The organism is Streptomyces sp. NPDC093544 (assembly GCF_040683495.1).
In the GTDB taxonomy this organism is placed as follows: domain Bacteria; phylum Actinomycetota; class Actinomycetes; order Streptomycetales; family Streptomycetaceae; genus Streptomyces.
Genome location: NZ_JBFBEA010000007.1, coordinates 15,109 through 32,591 on the forward strand (window position 1 = coordinate 15,109; position 17,483 = coordinate 32,591).

Genomic DNA, 17,483 nt, shown 5'->3' on the forward strand with positions numbered 1-17,483 from the left:
CACGCGCCCGTCGTCCTTGCTCTCGGTCACGCGCCCGTCGTCCTTGCTCTCGGTCACGCGCCCGTCGTCCTTGCTCTCGGTCACGCGCCCGTCGTCCTTGCTCTCGGTCACGCGCCCGTCGTCACGGAGCGCGGGTCGAAGCCGAAGGGCAGTTCCAGACGGTGGCTGCGCATCAGCTCGTCGTCGGAGAGCAGTTCGCCGGTCCTGCCGTCGGCCGCGATCACGCCGTCGCTGAGGATGAGGGCACGGGGGCACAGTTCGAGGGCATACGGCAGGTCGTGGGTGACCATGAGGACGGTCACGTCCAACGACCGCAGGATATCGGCGAGTTCGCGCCGCGAGGCAGGGTCGAGGTTGGAGGACGGCTCGTCGAGGACGAGGATCTCCGGCTCCATCGCGAGGACGGTCGCCACGGCCACTCGGCGCCGCTGCCCGAAGGAGAGGTGGTGCGGCGGACGGTCGGCGAAGTCCGCCATGCCGACCTGCTCCAGGGCCCTGCGGACACGTTCCTCCAGCTCGGCGCCCTTCATCCCGGCCGCGGCAGGACCGAAGGCGACGTCCTCCCGCACGCTCGGCATGAACAGCTGGTCGTCCGGGTCCTGGAAGACGATGCCGACCTTGCGCCGGATCTCCGCCATGTGCTGCTTGCCGACGGGCAGTCCGGCCACCGTCACCGTCCCGGCGCCGCCGTTCAGGATGCCGTTGAGGTGCAGCACGAGGGTGGTCTTGCCGGCGCCGTTCGGCCCGAGCAGCGCGACGCGCTCGCCGCGCGCGACGGTGAAGTCGACGCCGAAGAGGGCCTGGTGCCCGTCGGGGTAGGCGAAGGCCAGTCCGGCGACTTGGAGAGAGGGGGTCGTCACAAGGTCCATCCCAACAGACATACGGCGAGCGCGGCGGACGGGAGGGCGAGGGCGTACGACCACTGTGCCCGGGACGCGGTCACCTCGTCGATGACCGGCATCGAACCGGCGTACCCCCGGCTCACCATGGCGAGGTGCACACGCTCGCCGCGCTCGTAGGAGCGGATGAACAGGGCGCCCGCGGACTTCGCGAGCACCCCCCAGTGCTTGACCCCGCTGGCCTCGAAGCCGCGCGACTCCCGCGCGATCCGCATCCGCCGCATCTCGTCCGCGATGACATCGCCGTACCGGATCATGAAGGACGCGATCTGCACGAGCAGCGGCGGGAGCTTCAGCCGCTGGAGGCCGAGGAGCAGTTGGCGCAGTTCGGTGGTGGAGGCCAGGAGTACGGAGGCGGCGACGCCCAGGGTTCCCTTGGCGAGGACGTTCCAGGCGCCCCACAGCCCGTTCACGCTCAACGACATGCCGAGGACGTCGACCCGCTCGCCCTCCGCGACGAACGGCATGAGCACCGCGAAGGCGACGAACGGGACCTCGATGAGCAGCCGCTTCAGCAGGAAGGGGGCGGGCACCCGGGCCTGGTACGCGACCACCGCGAGGAGGCCGGCGTACAGCGCGAACGCCCACATCGCCTCGCGCGGGGTGGAGACGACCACGACCACGAAGGCGAAGGTGGCCGCGAGTTTGGTGTGCGGCGGCAGGGCGTGCACGCGCGAGTGGCCGTGCCGGTAGAGCTTGTGGGCGTGGCCGGCACCCATGTCAGGCGACCTGCGACGGGGACACTTCGGTCGTACGGCGCTTGCGGACGGCCCAGAAGACGCCGGTGCCCGCGACGACGGTGACGCCGACGCCGATGACGCCCGCGAGGCCGCCGGAGAGCCGGGCGTTCGAGATGTCCTTGACGCCGTAGTCGGCGAGCGGGGAGTCGGCGGCGGCGTGCTCCTCGACGTTTTTGTCGATGCCCTTGTCCGTGGCGACCTTCTCCAGGCCGTCGGGGTTGGCGGAGGCGTAGAAGCTGACGAACCCGGCGAGGACGAGGGAGGCGACGAGTCCGGTGATCCACACCTTGCGGTGGGAGGTGCGGGCGGCGACGGGGGCCGGGGCGGCATCAGGCACCGGGGCGGCCTCGGGCGCGTCGACCAGCTCGCCGTTGACGCGCAGCTTGAGCTGCTGGGTCAGGCCACGCGCTCCGTACACGAGATCCGGTCGTACGGCGATGACGGCGCCGACCGTGAGCGCGGTGATCACGGCCTCGCCGATCCCGATGAGGATGTGGACGCCGACCATGGCGGTGGCGACCTTGTCGATCGAGACGTCGGTGGTGCCGCCGAGCGCGTAGAGGAGGGTGAAGGCGACGGCGGCGGCCGGTACGGAAAGGAGCGCGGAGACGAAAGCGGCGGCCGTGATGGAGCGGCGCCCGCGCGGGAGCACCTTCACCAGGCCGCGGAAGACGGCGTACGCGACAACCGTAGTGACGATCGCCATGTCCGTGATGTTCACGCCGAGCGCGGTGAGGCCGCCGTCCGCGAAGAGGATGCCCTGCATCAGCAGGACCACGGAGACGCAGAGGACCCCTGTGTAGGGGCCGACGAGTATCGCCGCGAGCGCACCTCCCAGCAGATGTCCGCTGGTCCCGGCGGCGACCGGGAAGTTCAGCATCTGCACGGCGAAGATGAAGGCGGCGACCAGGCCTGCGAGCGGCGCGGTCTTCTCGTCCAGCTCGCGGCGCGCCCCTTTGAGGCTCACGGCGATGGCGCCGGCGGCGACTACTCCGGTGACCGCGGAGACGGGGGCGTTGATGAATCCATCTGGCACATGCACCGTACGAGAGTAGCGCCTTGTTGCGAGGTCCTCGCAAGAGCGAGGTTGCCACGAATAAGCGGACGGACATCGGGCAGGAGCACTGGGACAGGTCCCGGGGAGGCCAGGCGTGCGCCGGCAGCGGAAGCGGAATCCGCCGAGTGTGCGACATTGGAGAGGTGACGGATTCACAGATTCCGCACAGGTTACGCAGCGTAAGGAGTCGGCTCATGTCCGCTGTCGAACAGTACGCACGCGCTCATATCGTCACCGACACCGCAGACACCGCCGCCGACGAACACCGGGCCGTCCCGATCGCCCTTCGCTACGACCCCGAAGCCGACCCCCGCCAGGTACACGTGACCCTGCCCGGCCCCCACGAGTGGGTCTTCGCCCGCGAGTTGCTCGAACAGGGCCTCCGGGCCCCCGTCAGCAGCGGCGACATCCGCGTCTGGCCCTGCGGCCGCGTCCAGGCCGTCATGGAGTTCCACTCGGCCCACGGGGTCGCGGTCGTACAGTTCGAGTCGAAAACACTGCTGCGCTTCTTGCGTCGTACGTACATGGCTGCGGCGCCGGTGGCTGGCTGACGTGGGGTGAGTTTCACGGGGTTCACCCGGTGGCGGCCACCGGGAACGCGACGACCAGTGCCACGGCCGTCGATATCTCGCGTGAGGATCTACGCTCCCGCGTGAGCGCGTCGAGTGCGGCTCCCGCGAGGATCGGGGTCGTGAGGATCCGCGCGTGCCGAGATTCCCGCAACGCCCCAATTGTTCCAAACGGTGAACCCCAAGGCAACGCCTGTAATCCCGGCAAGAATGACAGAGACACTGAATACCGGCCAGACAGCGGACCCGGTCGAAATGAGCGGATGCTCGTCGAGGATCAAAGACCCGGAAGTCGTCGAGCACAATAGTCACAGGGTGATCAGCCGCCAGACACCAGCACTCGACTCGCCCCAGGCCACACCGACATACAGCCCGCGAGCCCGACAGCAAACCGAATGCGCTGAGAATGCACCGGAACCAAAACCCCCGAAGCACGGCTGCTCTGCCTGCCAATAAGTCGACAGGCAGAGCAGCCACGAGGTAGACGAGCGAGGCTATTTCGTCTTGCGGCGCATCCCCCAGGCACGGAAGCGGTTGCTCGCGAAGATGCCCACACCGGCGGATACAGCGATCAGCAAGGCTGTGGCTCCAGCATCCAGTGTGACCGGGCGGGAGAGTGACGCCAGGCAAGCAACGAACGTCGCAGCCGAGGCGACGACAAAGACCGACCATTCGGCCAGCCACATCTTCATCGTCGGCCGCGCAGCGCCGTTACGCCCTATTTCGTTATGTAGTGGCACTGCGTCGCCCTCCTTGTCCCGTTGATATAGAGCTTGGCGCATGCCTTCCCGTAGTGCGGAAGATACCGTTTCCCCGGGGCATAGCGCACCGGGACATGGCCCCAGTAGCACGTGTAGTGCGTCTTACCCTTACTCGTGCTGTACGTGTGATTGTTGGTGTCGGCATAGGCGAAGTCGATTCGCGTGTTGCAGAACCGTGAAAATATTCCCAGCCCATAGCAGTCCACCCCCGCCATCTCCCACTTGATGTACCTCTTGGATCCGTTGATGCTATGGGTGAACCAGCAGCCGACCGGAACGCTGAGCGTGAATCCGTCCAGATCGTCGCCGAGTTGGCGGCCAACGCCGCGACCCACGGGCGGATCCCGGGCCGCGACTTCCGCCTCACGCTCTACGTCGTCGGCGACACCCTCCGCATCGAGGTCACGGACACACGCGGTGACCGCCTCCCCCGGCTCAACCGGGCGGAGCCGCACGCGAATTCGGGACGCGGCCTGCTCCTCGTGGAGGCTCTGGCGGACCGATGGGGTGTGACATCAGGTGAAGTGACCCCGTAGGTACCGACACTTCCTTTTTATGCTGCGAGGTCCAGCCGTTGGTGGAAGCGGGTCCTCGCCTGGTACGGCGTGATGTAGCCGATGGTCGAGTGGAGCCGCTCCCGGTTGTAATACTCGGCGATCCACCGGAAAACGTCCTGTCGAGCTGCGGCCCTGGTCTCCCATACGGTCGTACCGATCTCGGCTTTCAGGACGGCGAAGAAGCTCTCCGCTGCCGCGTTGTCGAAGCACGAACCGGTCCGGCCGGTGCTCTGGCGGATGTCCAACTCGGTCAAGATTTCCCGGAATTGGCGCGATGTATATTGCGACCCGCGGTCGGTGTGGAAGATTGCGTTGCCCGCCGTGTGTCCGCCGCTATGAGCCATCCGGATGGCATCTGCCACCAGTTGAGTGCGCATGTGGTCGGCCATCGACCAGCCCACGACCTCCCGCGTGCACAGGTCGATCGCCGTCGCCAGATACAGCCATCCCTCACTCGTCGGCAAATAGGTGATATCGCCGACGAGTCTCAGCCCTGGCATCGGAGCCGTGAAGTCCCGCAGAATCAGATCCGGCGCGGGCGGCGCGGCACGGTCCTGTTTCGTCAGGCACCGCGACTTCCGTCGCGTTATCCCGGCGATCTTCCGCTCTCGCATGATCCGCGCGACCCTTTTGTGGTTCAGGACCTGGCCCTGGTGGTGCAGTTTCTGCGTGATCCTGCGGGCGCCGTAGGCACCCCGGGAGGCGGTGTGGATGTCCCGGATGCGGCGGGCCAGGTCCTCCTCCGCATCGGCCTTCTCCTGCCGTGCCTCCTTGTTTCCGTGCCAGGCGTAGTAGCCGGAGCGGTCCCATCCCAGGACGTCGCACATCCGCTTCACGCCGTGGGCGTTCCGGTGCTCGTCGACGAAACGGAAGCGGATCACCGTGTCGTCTCCCGTGCGAAATAGACGGCGGCTTTCCGGAGGATCTCGTTGTCCTCCCTCAGCCGCACGTTCTCCCGCCGCAGGCGTTTGAGCTCGTCGTTGTCGGCGGGGGTCATGCCGGCATCACTTCCGCCGTCCGCTGCTTCGCGACGTGCCTTGTCGTCGCGGACCCAATTGCGCAGCGTCTCCAGATGGATGCCCAGCCCCCGAGCAATGTCGGTGAGGGAGCGGTCCTTCGAGGAGTGCACCAGGTCCAGTGCGTCCCGCTTGAACTCCGGAGGGTAATTCTTCCGTTTTGCCACCATGGATCACTTCCCCTGGATGACGAAACATCCAGCGTCCAGGTGTCGGAATTTCGGGGGGCACTCCAGGCAAGGTCAACCCCCTCAGCGATATCGGCTACAGCGGCGACCCGTCCAACTCGGGGGCAGCGGCACCCGTCGGACCGAGGAGGTACCTCGGCCCGACGAGAAAATTCCGTTCACTCCCTTTGGTCACGCCTCCCATATCGCCGATAATGGAAATACGTCAGAACTATCGCCACGACCTCAAGGGCAGGGGAAAAGTAGAGCATTCCCCTTCCCGTTGCATTCCCCTGCCCCCAGGAGAACCACATCCAAGCCGCCCCGAAAATCCAGACAAACATTCCGGATATCCCAAAGAAAAGCGAGGCCTTACCGATGAGCGATGACCGAAGAGGCCTGGCCGACGGGCGGCGCACACGGCCGCTCCGAGAGGAATTACTGATGCCACGCATATGCCGGAACCCCCCCTACGTAGGATTTCACGATCTTTGTACCTCTCCTTGAGTACCTGTCGAGCAATTTCCCAAGGTACGCCGCGATCGCTTCGCCTGTGAGGAGTATAGCGACAGCCAGGAGAACGGCGGGCGTCGCGGCACCACCTGTCACGTATTCGATCCAGGCAGCCAGTGCAGCTATCCCCTTACTTCCGATTTCGATGATATCAATAAGCGTCCTGGTCCTCTTTCGGCTCAATTTCAGAGTACAACTCCAATAGCCGCAGGAAAGCTTATTCTTGTTGTACTTCGCTATGACCTTTCGGCCATCTAGGTCGTGCTTGTTTACCGGGTCGACGGGGTAGCCGTAGGCGTTCGCGTTGCCGCCGTACACGGGATCGGCACTGAGAAAACGTCCGGTGCTGGGGTCGTACAGCCGTACTCCCATGAGGGTCCAGCCGCTCAGGGTGCGTGCGGACCGCTGGTAGCTGCCCAACGAACCGTAGGCGGTGGCTGCGGTACCTGCGGCCGGGTTGCCGTACTCGTCGTAGTGCTGAACGGTCGCTGCGACTGTGGTGTCCAGCGGCAACTGGACCGTGATGTCGCCGTGGATGTTGGCGAGTTGCAGGACCGTGCCGCCACTGGCTGTGGTGGTCGCGCTCAGCCCGCCCGTGAGGTCGTGGACGTTGCGGCTGATGGTGTCGCCCGTCTTGGTCCAGGTGGGGCTGTCTCCGCTGCTGTAGTGGTTGGTTGTCGTGCTGCTGACGCCCCAAGTGCCGTCAGTGGCCTGGGTCTGTGCGGCCTGGACTGCGAGGCGGCCTGCGGCGTCAAGGGTCCAGGTGTTGCGGCTGGTACCGACGGTCTCCATGGCGACCAGGTCGTTGGTGTAGTACGACAGGGTCGTGTCGCCGCTGGTGGTGGTGCGGCCGAAGGCGTCGTAGACGTAGCCGGAGTTCACCAGACGGTCGGCGCTGTCGTAGGCGTACGCGGTGGTGGCTGTGGTGGTGTCCTCGGTGTTGCTGTCGCAGTCGTCCGAACTAGCTGTCAGAGCCGTGCGGTTGCTATTCTCGTCGAGGATGTAGGCGCGGGTGGTGCAACCGGTGACGGCGGTATCGGTGGCCTGGGTGAGGCGGTCGGCGCTGTCGTAGGTGTAGTCGGACTGGGTGGTCGAGCCGTCGGTCTGGGTGTGGCCGGCCTGGAGGCCGGTCACGGTGTAGCCGGCGGTGTCGGAGGCGACGGTGGTGCCGTCGGAGGTGGTGTACTCGCGGCCGGTCTCCTGGCCGGTTGTGTCGGTGGTGACGGTCAGGGTGTGGTCGCCAGGCAGGGTCTCGGTCGTGAGGGTGCCGTCGGAGTCGTAGGTGGCGGTGAAGGTGCCCGCGACCGAGTCGGTCAGGGTCTTGACGTTGCCCGCGGTGCCGTAGGCGTACGTCACGGTGGACGGGGCCGAGTCGGTGGTCTTCACTGATCGGTTCAGGACGTCGTACGCCGTGGTCGTGGTGTTGCCCGCGCCGTCGGCGTACGAGGTCTGGCGCCCGAGGGCGTCATAGGTGTACGCGATCGTCTGGCCGTTGGACGTCTGGGTGGCGATCCGGCCGTTGTCCGCGTTGTAGGTGATCGTGGTGGCCGGGGTGGCTTCCCCGGTACCGCCGGTGATCGCCGACTTGGTGGTACGGCCCGCGCTGTCCACCGTGTTAGTGGTGGTGCGGGTCACGCCGTTGGCGGTCTCCGCCTTCGTCGCGACCTGGCCCCAGCGGTCGTACGTGTAGACGGTAGTGACCGCCGCAGTCGGGTTGCTGCCGCCGCCGGTGATCGTGGCCGCGGGTGCCGTCTTGCACAGGAGCCCGGCCCAGATCACCGAGGAGCAGGTGGCCGTGGCGCTCGCGCTGTAGTACGTGTAGGCGAGGGAGCCCGCGTCCGAGCCCGACGAGCCGTTGGTGCGGGTGGTAGCCACCCGGCCGGCGTCGTCGTACGTCGTGATCGTCGGGCTGGTATCTACTCCGCTGCTGGACTTCTGCTGTCCGGTGGACCAGTCATAGATCGCGGTCGAGCCCTTGGTGTCGGCGTCGGCGGCGTAGCCGGGGATCGCCGCACCAGTCACGATCGAGGTCACAAGGTCGGAGACGGCCGCGTCGCTCGGACGGTTCTCGTCGTAGGTGTACGCGGTGTGGGCGCGGGCCGGGATCACTGTGCCCGCGGCGAGGGTGGACTCCGTGGTGGTGCCGGGGAGTTCCTTGGTGAGGGTGACTTCGTGGAGCGGACCGTACTCGTCGGTGAGCTGCTGCCCGTCCGCCGAGTACTCGGAGACCGTGGCCAGTTGCTGGGCGCGGTCGGTGGTGGACAGGTCGGTCAGGCCGAGTGCGGCCAGCTTGTCGGACGCGCCGGTGGAGGTTCCGAGGGCGAGTTCGCGATTGGTGGCAGTTAGTTCAGCCGCCACGTTGCCGTACACGTCGTACTCGGTCGCGGTGATCGAGCCACCAGGCCTGGCGGTGTTGGTCTCCTGGCTGCTGGCGTTGATGTAGGTGACGGTGGCCCTGTCATACGAGGCCGATGTGAGATCGCTGCCGGTGTTGGACAGCGGCACGGAGTCGGCCGGGAAAACAGCTGTCGCGTCCGTGGGCGCCTCGTCCTGGGCCCAGGTGGCGACCGTGTTGGCGTCCACCTGGTGCGGGGCGGTGGTACCGGAGAGCGGGACGTCGTAGACGACCGTGGTGGCCGCCGTACCCGAGACGGTGCTGCTGGTGCCCTCTGTCAGGGCCGAGCGGGACGCCTTGAGCAGCATGCCCGCACCGGCGGTAAGTGCCGAACCCGCCTTGCCGTAGGTGAAGGTCCACGGAAGCGCGCCGGGTTCGGTGAGGGTGGCGACGCGGCCGTCGGTGTCGTAGGTGTAGGCGGTCTTCAGCGCGGGGCTGATGCGTGGGTCCCACTCCTGGCGGAGCTGGCCGGTGGAACCGTACGCGTAGGAGGCGATGGTCTCAGCGGTGGAAGTGGACGCGCCGGGGCTGGTGGCCCACAGCTTGATGGCCTTGACCTGGTTCTTGTAGTCGCCGAGCGCGCTGCCGGTGGCCGTCGTGGTGTCCGCGTAGACGAGCTCCAGCACGCGGCAGCCCTTGGTGGACGGGGTGGCCTGGCAGGTCGCGGCGGTGACCGCTCCAGTGGGCGAGACCACGTACTTGGGGCGAGCGAGCGTCTCGCTGCCGGATGTGATGGTCTCCGAGGCCGTGGTGACCGTGGAGTCGTCGACCGCCGAGGCCGACGAGGCCAGTGTCCACGTCGTCGCCGTGTCTGCGGCTTTGGCGAACACCGTCGTGGTGGCGTCGGTGTCGGTGAGCGTGAACTTCAAACCGTTGAGCGTGCCGGTCAGGGTGAGGAACTCGGCGCCGGCCTGCGGCTTCCATCCACCGCCATTTGCTGCGGTGAACGCGACCGCGCTGCCGTCCGCGCTCAACAACTCCACCGAGGTGCCCGAGGTCTTGCGGATCTGCGTGTAGTCGCTCGCCGCACTGGTGACGGAGGAGGACCAGCCCGACCCGAAGATCTCCGCCTGGCCTTCGGTGTCGGTGTCGTTGGCGCGCGACGAGTAGGTGCGCTCCAAGCTCGCCTCGAACGCCGAAGCGTCAGTGACCGACAGCGTGTAGTCACCGGTGAGTTCGTTCACCTCGCCAGGACCCACCGCTGCAGTGGGCGCGGTGCCCGCGTCGCGGTCGAGGGTCACCTCGACCGTCTGCGAATGCCCGGTCGTCGTCCCGTCCGTGAACGCGGCGCGCAGTTCGATCGCGCCGTCCTCGGCGAGGGTGGAGACGATGTTCCACACCAGCTTGGTGGCGGTGCCGTCAGTGACGGTGACCGGCCAGGCCGAGACCGCGTTGCCGGAGGCGGTGACGTCGCCGACCGGGACGGTGTGCCAGGAGTCGTCGGTCTCGCCGCGCCGGTACTGCCAGGTCACCCCGGTATAGGAGGCGAGGCCCTTGGCTGAAAGGGTTAGTCGGCGGGCCGTGTCGTCGCCGTCCTGCGGAGACAGAATCGCCGCGCCGTCTGCGCCGACTCCGAAGCTGTACGCGGTGGTGGCTGAGGAAAGGTTTCCGCCGGAGTCGACCGTGCGGGCGTACAGCGTGTGCCAGCCGTTCGCCGGGTCGATGGAAACGGTCGCCGAGTCGCCGCCGTTGCCGTTGGTGGTGTCCAGCTTCTTGTTCGGCAGCGAGGAGTCGTCCAGCCCCCAGTGGTAGCCCGCACCATCGGTCGAGGAGGTGTCGATCGTGCAGGACACCGCCGCATCGGCCTTCGCCGTCCAGCCGCTCTCCTCGTACGTGTCACACGACACCGTCGGCGCGACCGGCTTGCCCGTGTTCAACGTGAACGTGGTGTAGCCGGTCCACGCCCCGTAGTCCGTCCCGTCGTAAGCCCGCACCCGGTACCGCAGATGCGTGGCCGCCGGGAACGCGTTCGCTGAGGCGATCGTCAGCTTCGCCGTCGAGCCCGAGGCCACCGACGCCGACGTGCCTGTGTACGAGTACGTGGTGTCGGCGTAGGCCGGATCCGCCGTGACCTCGAACTGTGCCTTGGTGGCGGACCCGTCCGGGTCCGTCACCTTCGCCGACAGTGTCGGGGTCAGCGAGGTGCCGTACCGAACGCCGTTGTAGGCGTTGACCTGCGACGGCGAGATCGCCGCCGAAGACGGCGTGGCGGGGTAGGAGTTGTAGGTCACCGTCAGGTGCGGTTCGGTCGAACCGTCCCCGGAGACGTAGTTGGCCGACCGGAAGCGCCGCCAGGTCAGCGAGTCCGTCTCGGACGCACCCGCGACGCGGACACCGTAGTTGGACGAACCGTCCGCCCACGCCTGCACGATGGCATCGATGTCAAAGTTCATCGTCCCGGCCGGGCAGGCGGTGCTGTAGCCCAGCGCGGCCGTATTCGTCACTGCACCGGTCGCCGTGGTGGCCGGCTGAGCCGCCCAGGTGATGTCCGTCGACGTCCAAGACCCGGTGATCCGCCGCACCTGCGTACCCGCACCCGTGGTGGCACACGTCGAGGCGTAGTACGAGTACAGCGCCAGGTTCGTGTCGGTGATGTGCTTGCCCTTGAACGCCGCCACATCGAACTTCAGATACGAACGCGCCTTCGTGGTGCCCGCGTCGTAGGTGCCCGACTTCAGCTCGGTCGAGGAGACCTGCGAGTCGGTGTAGTTGGTCGCCACCCAGGTGTCCGTGGTGACCGCGAGCGTCGACGTCGGGTCCACAGTGACCGGGTAGGTCAGGTCCTGGTCGAAGTAGTCGGCATCCGGGGTCAGCACCAGGGTCTGGGAGCCGTCGTTGGCCGTCTCGACCTTCGTGGCGACCTTGGCCTGATGCTTCGACTCACCCGAGGCGTCGCCCTTGGATGCGTCCCACATCATCGGCGCGGGGGCCTCCGCCACCAGCTTGCCCTCGGAGTCCTTCAGCAGCAGATGCCCTGTGTCGGCCTCCGACAGCTCAAGTCCCTTGAGATTCAGGGGAATGCGGTACTCCAGGCCCCCCTCGGGCGCGGAATCGAGGATGACGTTCTGGCTGAAGCCCTGGGCCAGCGCCGTCACCGTCAGAGTCTGGTCGTCTCCCAGGTCGTACGAGGCGGTGTCGCCCTTCACCGACGGCGTCGGCAGCCTGACTCCCCAGCCAAGCCCGAACGACTTCTCCCCCTGGCCCACCGCCACCAGCGCCGTGTCGCCGCCGTCCGAGACCGCGATGTCCGCCGCCGCGACGTCAGGCTCCAGCGAGTCACCCGTGTCCGAGAGCGTGGTGTCGATATCCCGCCAACTGCCGTCCACCTGCTGCCGGATGGGACCCGCGTACGTGGACGTCTGCAACTCACCCGTGGGCAGCGCGTACGTCGTCGAAGTCGCCGAACGCTCCGACAGCACCTCGATCTTCCGGTCCTGCAACCGCGCCATCAGCAGCGCCGCCGATACCGAATCCGCCGACGACGCCAACTCCGCCGCGTCCGACGCAGCCGCCACGTTCGTCGTAGTGGAATCGGCTGCGAACACCGCACCCGTTTCCAACGACACCAGCGCCGCCTCCGCGGCCAGCACCGTGGCAACGGCAAGCGCCGTACGTCTCAACGCGGCACGCGACGGTCTCCCCCGCCCCCTCGCGCCCGGAACCCATCTCCCCTTGAGCCTCAACACAACTCCTGTAATCACGCCATGACGCCGAGTGCGTCACGAGCTGCGTGATCATATGAGCAAGATCCCGTGAGAGAACCTTCACTCCCTCTTCGCTATCGCCACAAGTGACTTCGCGTCGCATGAGCCGCCTTGACATCCAGGCAGTAGAGCTTCGAGGACAAGTCAAACCTGTGTGAATCACATGGGTTCGCCGTGACTAGTCCCGCATCATATGCGGGCAGATCTACCCCAACCCCCACCCTCGCCATTCCGACCTGCACGAATGAGGATCGTGACAGAGTCGTGACGGGCCACTCCCATGCTCTGGACAGGCGAGGGTGCTGAGGGCTACATCCCCGATGCGTACGCCACGAAGTCCGCCCACGTGGTGGGTTCCACGGCGAGGCGGGGGCCCTGGGTGTTCTTGGAGTCACGGACGTGGATAGTGGCGGGGGCCACGGCTATCTCGACGCAGTCGCCGGGTTCGCTGCTGCTGCTGTAGCTGCTTTTGAACCAGTGGAGTTCCGTGGTGCTCATAGTCTCCCCAGCAGTTGCTCGATGAAGGCTTGCGACTCTCTCGGCCTGAGAGCCTGTGCCCGGATCATGCCGTAGCGCAGTTCAAGGATACGAAGATCCCTGGGACTTGAGACAGGGCGTCCGTTGAAGGCCCCGTCGGAGCGCCCGACCCCCGTGCCGTCCTGGAACTTCAGCACCTCGATCAGGCCGTCCATTCCGGCGTGGTCCTCCCGGTCGGTCGGCATGACCTGGAGCGTGACATTCCTCAACTGCGCTACCCCCAGCAGGTGTTCGAGCTGTCGACGCAACACCATCTTCCCTCCGATGGGGCGTTCCAGCGTCACCTGTTCCTGGACGAAACCGAGCGTCGGCGCGGGATCCCGTTCGAAGATCACCTTTCGAGCCATCCGCGCATCGGCCTCTCGCGCAACCACGTCCGGCGATAGCGCCGGCTGCCGCGTCTCGAACAGCGCCTTCGCGTACTCCGGCGTCTGCAACAACCCATGGATGTTGTGGTTGCTGTACAGCAGCAACTCAACCGCCCGCGCCTCCAGCTGAGCAAGCTCCCGCACCTTCTTCGGATAGCGGGCCTTCTCCGTGTGCACCCGCAGCGCGGCGATCGCCCCGCTCGCGTGCAGCACCTCGTCCGCCTGGTACAGGAACTCCAGCCGGGGGATCCGCGCCCCGCGCTCGATCTTGCGGATCATGTCCTCGCCGTACCCCATGGCCTCCCCGAAGTCGGCCGCGCTCATCCCTGCGGCCTCCCGGTGGAACTTGATGACACCGCCGACGACCTCGATCATCGGCGCCATCTCGTCCCCGAGCTCGATGCCCCAGCCGGCCTCGTCCACGCCTTCGCTCATCGCCCACCTCCAACGCGCACTCGTACCCGTACGGCACGGAGACAGCCGAGACAGCCCGAGACAAACGCCGGACAGTAACGGTACGTACACGCGCCGCGACTCCTCACCGTAGGCAGAATCGGCCACGCTGAGTGATGTGAATCAAGAAACCGCCGCCCCTCACCCCCAACTCGGCTACCCCATCCGCAACTTCAGCGTTCCCCTCTCCCCCACGCCCCGCGGCGCCCGACTCGCCCGGCTGCTGGCCGTCGAACAACTGCGCAGCTGGGAGCTGCCGTTGGAGGCGCCGAGCCAGATCGTCGCCGAGTTGGCGGCCAACGCCGCGACCCACGGGCGGATCCCGGGCCGCGACTTCCGCCTCACGCTCTACGTCGTCGGCGACACCCTCCGCATCGAGGTCACGGACACACGCGGTGACCGCCTCCCCTGGCTCAACCGGGCGGAGCCACACGCGGATTCGGGACGCGGCCTGCTCCTCGTGGAGGCTCTGGCGGACCGATGGGGTGTGACATCGGGACTACCGCCGCGCAAGACGGTCTGGGCGGAGGTGGACGTGGGCAGGACCCGTCACCCACAAGGGTGATCATCGCCCCATTGGCCGGATTTCCGACTAGTCGGTCGTCATATGCTCGCCGCCGTTCATCCCGAAAGGAGCACAATCTCCACGATGGTCAGTTCCCTGCACGAGGCGATGCACCGGATCTTCCGGGAGGACCCGGGACTCTTCGCCCGCGCCACCCGCGCGCTCGACATCCCGCCGTTCGAAACGCCCATCTCCTCCACCCCACTGCCGACCGACTTAACCGAGAACCGGCCGGTGGAGCGGCGCGTGGACACATTGATGCGCATCAAGGCGCCGAGCGGTGAGTACCTCCTCGCCGTCGAGGCGCAGTTGGAGCCGGACGAGGACAAGCACAACAGTTGGACGTACTACATGGCGCACTTGTACGCGAAGTACAAACTGCCCCCGGTACTCCTCGTCGTCTGCAAAGACCAGCAGACCGCCAAGTGGGCAGCCCGTCCCGTGAAGATCGGTCCACCACAGTGGCCCTCCCTCACCCTGCACCCCCTGGTCCTCGGGCCGGGCAATCTTCGCAGAACTCACCAACCAGGGCCTGGACAAGACCGAGGCCCACAAACTCTGGAGGCAACTCGTGGCCGTCGACACCTCGTTCTTCACATCATCGATTTCGCAGGAGATCCGCGCCGAGGGAGAGGTCAAGGGGCGGGTGAAGAACATCCTGCTCCTCCTCGAAGGCCGGAGCATCCCCGTCTCCGACACCGACCGTGAGCGCGTCACCTCCTGCGACGACCTCGACGCCCTGGACCGTTGGTTCCGCCGTGCCATCACCGCCACCTCCACCACCGAGGTGTTCGCCGAAGACCCGTCCGACCAGCAGCAGCAGTAAGAGCCGCGCACAGGACGGGGCGCCCCACCTGAAACGTGGGACGCCCCGTCAGTCGCTACGCGAACCTCAGACCGATGCCAGCTCCCGGTCCTCGTCCTTGCCGCGGCGCTCGTCGTCCAGCTTGCGCAGGCCCTCGCCCTCGACGTCGACGTTCGGGAGAACGCGGTCGAGCCACTTCGGCAGCCACCAGGCCTTCTTGCCGAGGAGAGCCAGGACCGCCGGGACGACCGCCATGCGGACGATGAAGGCGTCGAAGAACACCGCGATCGCGAGGCCGAAGCCGATCATCTTGATCATCGACTCGGTGGAGCCGATGAAGCCGCCGAAGACGGCCATCATGATGACGGCGGCAGCGGTGACGACGCGGGCGCCGTGGTTGAAGCCGGTGACGATCGCCTGGTTGGGCTTCTCGCCGTGGACGTACGCCTCGCGCATGCGGGTCACGAGGAAGACCTCGTAGTCCATCGCGAGACCGAAGACGACGCCCACCATGAAGATCGGCATCATCGACATGATCGGGCCGGTCTCCTCGACGCCCAGCAGGCCGGCGAACCAGCCCCACTGGAAGACCGCGACGACGGCGCCGAGCGCGGCCATCACCGAGAGCAGGAAGCCGAGGGCCGCCTTCAGCGGGACCAGGATCGAGCGGAAGACCAGGATCAGGAGGAGGAAGGCGAGGCCCACGACGAGCGCCAGGTACGGGATGAGCGCGTCGTTGAGCTTCTGCGAGAAGTCGATGTTCATCGCCGTCGTGCCGGTGACCAGCACCTGCGCGCCGGTGTCCGCCTTGATGTCGCCGGCCTCGCCACGGATGGCGTGCACCAGGTCCTCGGTGGTGATCGAGGAGGGCTTCGAGTCCGGGATCACGGTGATCGTCGCGGTGTCGCCGGCCTCGTTGAGCGGCGAGGGCGTCACGGACACGACGTCGTCGAGGCCCTTGAGCCGGTCGGTCACCGTGGTGACGGCGGCCTCCGGGTCGTCGCTCGCCTTCACGTCCGCGACGATCATCAGCGGGCCGTTGAAGCCAGGTCCGAAGCCGTCGGACAGCGTGTCGTACGCCCGGCGCTGGGTCGTGGACGTCGGCTGCGAACCGTCGTCGCCCAGGCCCAGTTCGAGCGAGGTCGCCGGGATCGCGGCGGCGCCGAGCGCGACGACACCGAAGAGCAGGACGGCGACCGGACGGCGTACGACGAAGCTCGCCCAGCGGGTGCCCATGTTGGGCTTGCCCACCTTCTTGGCGGCACGCCCTCCCCCGAGCAGCTTGCTCTTCTTGCCCGCGGGCTGGACCCTCTTGCCGGCGTAACCGAGCAGCGCCGGGATCATGGTGAGCGCGATCAGTACGGCGATCACGACCGTGCCCGCCGCAGCGACACCCATCTTCGTGAGCATCGGGATGTTGACGACCGACAAGCCGACCAGGGCGATGACCACGGTGAGACCGGCGAAGACGACCGCGGAGCCCGCCGTGCCGACGGCCCGCCCCGCCGCTTCCTCGCGTTCGCGGCCCTCGGCCAGCTCGGCTCGGTAGCGCGAGACGATGAACAGCGCGTAGTCGATACCGACCGCAAGCCCGATCATCATCGCGAGCGTGGAGGTGGTGCTGCCGAGGTCGAGCGCCTTCGCCAGGGCCGTGATGGTCGAGATGCCGATGCCCACGCCGATCAGCGCGGTCAGCAGCGGCAGTCCGGCCGAGATCAGCGAGCCGAAGGTGATGACGAGGACGACCGCGGCGACCGCGATACCGATGATCTCGGTGGACCCGGTCTCGGGCGTCGCCTGGAGCGCGTCACCGCCGATCTCGACGGTCAGCCCGCCGGCCCGCGCCTCCTTCGCCGTCTCCTCCAGGGCGTCCTTCGAGGAGTCCTTCAACTCCATACCGGAGACCTTGTACGAGACCTGCGCGTAAGCGACCGTCCCGTCCTTGGAGATCGACTTGTTCTTGTACGGGTCCGTGACGGAGGTGACCTCGGAACCGTCGCCGAGTGCGTCGACGGCCTTCTCGACGGTCGCCTTGTTGTCCGCGTCCTTCATCTTCTCGCCGCTGGGCGCCTTGAAGACGACCCGCGCGGTCGCTCCGTCGGCGCTCATGCCGGGGTTGCGCTGTTCCAGCAGGTCGAAGGCCTTCTGCGCCTCCGTGCCGGGTATCGAGAAAGAACTGGTACCCGCGGCGGGTGCGCTTGCCGCGCCGACGCCCGCGAGCGTCAGCAGCGCCACCCAGATGAGGGCGACGAAGTGCCGTCGCCTGAAGGCGAGACGGCCGAGTTTATAGAGAAACGTAGCCACGAGGGCGTACTCCCGGTCAGGTCGTGGGATGGCAAGGGCCGGTGCGATCACCCGTTGGGGAACGGGTGAGGGC

The 17,483-nt window shown here is 67.0% G+C and carries 13 protein-coding genes and 2 pseudogenes; 4 read left to right on the forward strand and 11 right to left on the reverse strand.

The window, feature by feature from the left end; all coding sequences use genetic code 11:
* Window positions 1-107 precede the first annotated feature (107 nt).
* From AB0N66_RS11760 to AB0N66_RS11770, 3 genes are read right to left on the reverse strand one after another with little or no spacing between them, the layout of a single operon-like run.
* Complete coding sequence (locus AB0N66_RS11760) at window positions 108-869, reverse strand: ABC transporter ATP-binding protein (RefSeq protein WP_365431830.1); 762 nt, start codon at window positions 867-869, stop codon at window positions 108-110.
* Window positions 857-1,618 (reverse strand): cobalt ECF transporter T component CbiQ, encoded by a 762-nt coding sequence (gene cbiQ / locus AB0N66_RS11765; RefSeq protein ID WP_365431833.1) that lies wholly within the window; start codon window positions 1,616-1,618, stop codon window positions 857-859. Before cbiQ ends, AB0N66_RS11760 begins: the two co-directional genes overlap by 13 nt.
* Window position 1,619: 1 nt before the next feature.
* Window positions 1,620-2,681: an energy-coupling factor ABC transporter permease gene (locus AB0N66_RS11770; RefSeq protein WP_365431836.1), complete on the reverse strand. Its 1,062-nt coding sequence runs from the start codon at window positions 2,679-2,681 to the stop codon at window positions 1,620-1,622.
* A gap of 209 nt (window positions 2,682-2,890) precedes the next feature.
* Between AB0N66_RS11770 and AB0N66_RS11775 the strand changes: the two genes are divergently transcribed.
* Window positions 2,891-3,247, forward strand: a complete 357-nt coding sequence (locus tag AB0N66_RS11775; RefSeq protein ID WP_365431839.1) for an SsgA family sporulation/cell division regulator — start codon at window positions 2,891-2,893, stop codon at window positions 3,245-3,247.
* A 22-nt stretch (window positions 3,248-3,269) separates the two neighbouring features.
* Here AB0N66_RS11775 and AB0N66_RS11780 read toward each other — a convergent pair whose 3' ends face one another.
* Complete coding sequence (locus AB0N66_RS11780; RefSeq protein WP_365431842.1) at window positions 3,270-3,419, reverse strand: hypothetical protein; 150 nt, start codon at window positions 3,417-3,419, stop codon at window positions 3,270-3,272.
* 340 nt (window positions 3,420-3,759) lie between these two features.
* Window positions 3,760-4,005 carry a hypothetical protein gene (locus AB0N66_RS11785; RefSeq protein WP_365431845.1) on the reverse strand — a complete coding sequence of 82 codons (246 nt, stop codon included), beginning with the start codon at window positions 4,003-4,005 and terminating at the stop codon, window positions 3,760-3,762.
* Between the two features lie 317 nt (window positions 4,006-4,322).
* Between AB0N66_RS11785 and AB0N66_RS11790 the strand changes: the two are divergent.
* Window positions 4,323-4,562: pseudogene (locus AB0N66_RS11790) on the forward strand (ATP-binding protein); the annotation flags it as partial.
* A 17-nt stretch (window positions 4,563-4,579) separates the two neighbouring features.
* On the opposite strand, the gene AB0N66_RS11795 reads toward AB0N66_RS11790, so the two are convergent.
* From AB0N66_RS11795 to AB0N66_RS11815, 5 genes are all read right to left on the reverse strand, one after another.
* On the reverse strand, window positions 4,580-5,464 hold the full coding sequence (locus AB0N66_RS11795) for an IS3 family transposase (protein WP_365431848.1): 885 nt from the start codon (window positions 5,462-5,464) through the stop codon (window positions 4,580-4,582).
* Window positions 5,461-5,769 carry a transposase gene (locus AB0N66_RS11800; RefSeq protein WP_365431851.1) on the reverse strand — a complete coding sequence of 103 codons (309 nt, stop codon included), beginning with the start codon at window positions 5,767-5,769 and terminating at the stop codon, window positions 5,461-5,463. The genes AB0N66_RS11795 and AB0N66_RS11800 overlap by 4 nt, the downstream gene beginning before the upstream one ends.
* A gap of 435 nt (window positions 5,770-6,204) precedes the next feature.
* Window positions 6,205-12,294 (reverse strand): DNRLRE domain-containing protein, encoded by a 6,090-nt coding sequence (locus AB0N66_RS11805; RefSeq protein ID WP_365431853.1) that lies wholly within the window; start codon window positions 12,292-12,294, stop codon window positions 6,205-6,207.
* A 393-nt stretch (window positions 12,295-12,687) separates the two neighbouring features.
* On the reverse strand, window positions 12,688-12,876 hold the full coding sequence (locus AB0N66_RS11810; protein WP_365431856.1) for a DUF397 domain-containing protein: 189 nt from the start codon (window positions 12,874-12,876) through the stop codon (window positions 12,688-12,690).
* The gene (locus tag AB0N66_RS11815) at window positions 12,873-13,718 is read right to left on the reverse strand and encodes a helix-turn-helix transcriptional regulator (protein WP_365431859.1); all 846 of its coding nucleotides are present in this window, start codon (window positions 13,716-13,718) and stop codon (window positions 12,873-12,875) included. The genes AB0N66_RS11810 and AB0N66_RS11815 overlap by 4 nt, the downstream gene beginning before the upstream one ends.
* A 136-nt stretch (window positions 13,719-13,854) precedes the next feature.
* On the opposite strand from AB0N66_RS11815, the gene AB0N66_RS11820 reads away from it, so the two are divergent.
* Together AB0N66_RS11820 and AB0N66_RS11825 are read left to right on the forward strand one after the other, a co-directional pair.
* Window positions 13,855-14,301: an ATP-binding protein gene (locus AB0N66_RS11820; RefSeq protein ID WP_365431862.1), complete on the forward strand. Its 447-nt coding sequence runs from the start codon at window positions 13,855-13,857 to the stop codon at window positions 14,299-14,301.
* Between the two features lie 84 nt (window positions 14,302-14,385).
* A pseudogene (locus AB0N66_RS11825) lies at window positions 14,386-15,127 on the forward strand (hypothetical protein).
* A 66-nt stretch (window positions 15,128-15,193) separates the two neighbouring features.
* Here AB0N66_RS11825 and AB0N66_RS11830 read toward each other — a convergent pair.
* Complete coding sequence (locus tag AB0N66_RS11830; RefSeq protein WP_365431865.1) at window positions 15,194-17,410, reverse strand: MMPL family transporter; 2,217 nt, start codon at window positions 17,408-17,410, stop codon at window positions 15,194-15,196.
* Window positions 17,411-17,483 lie beyond the last annotated feature (73 nt).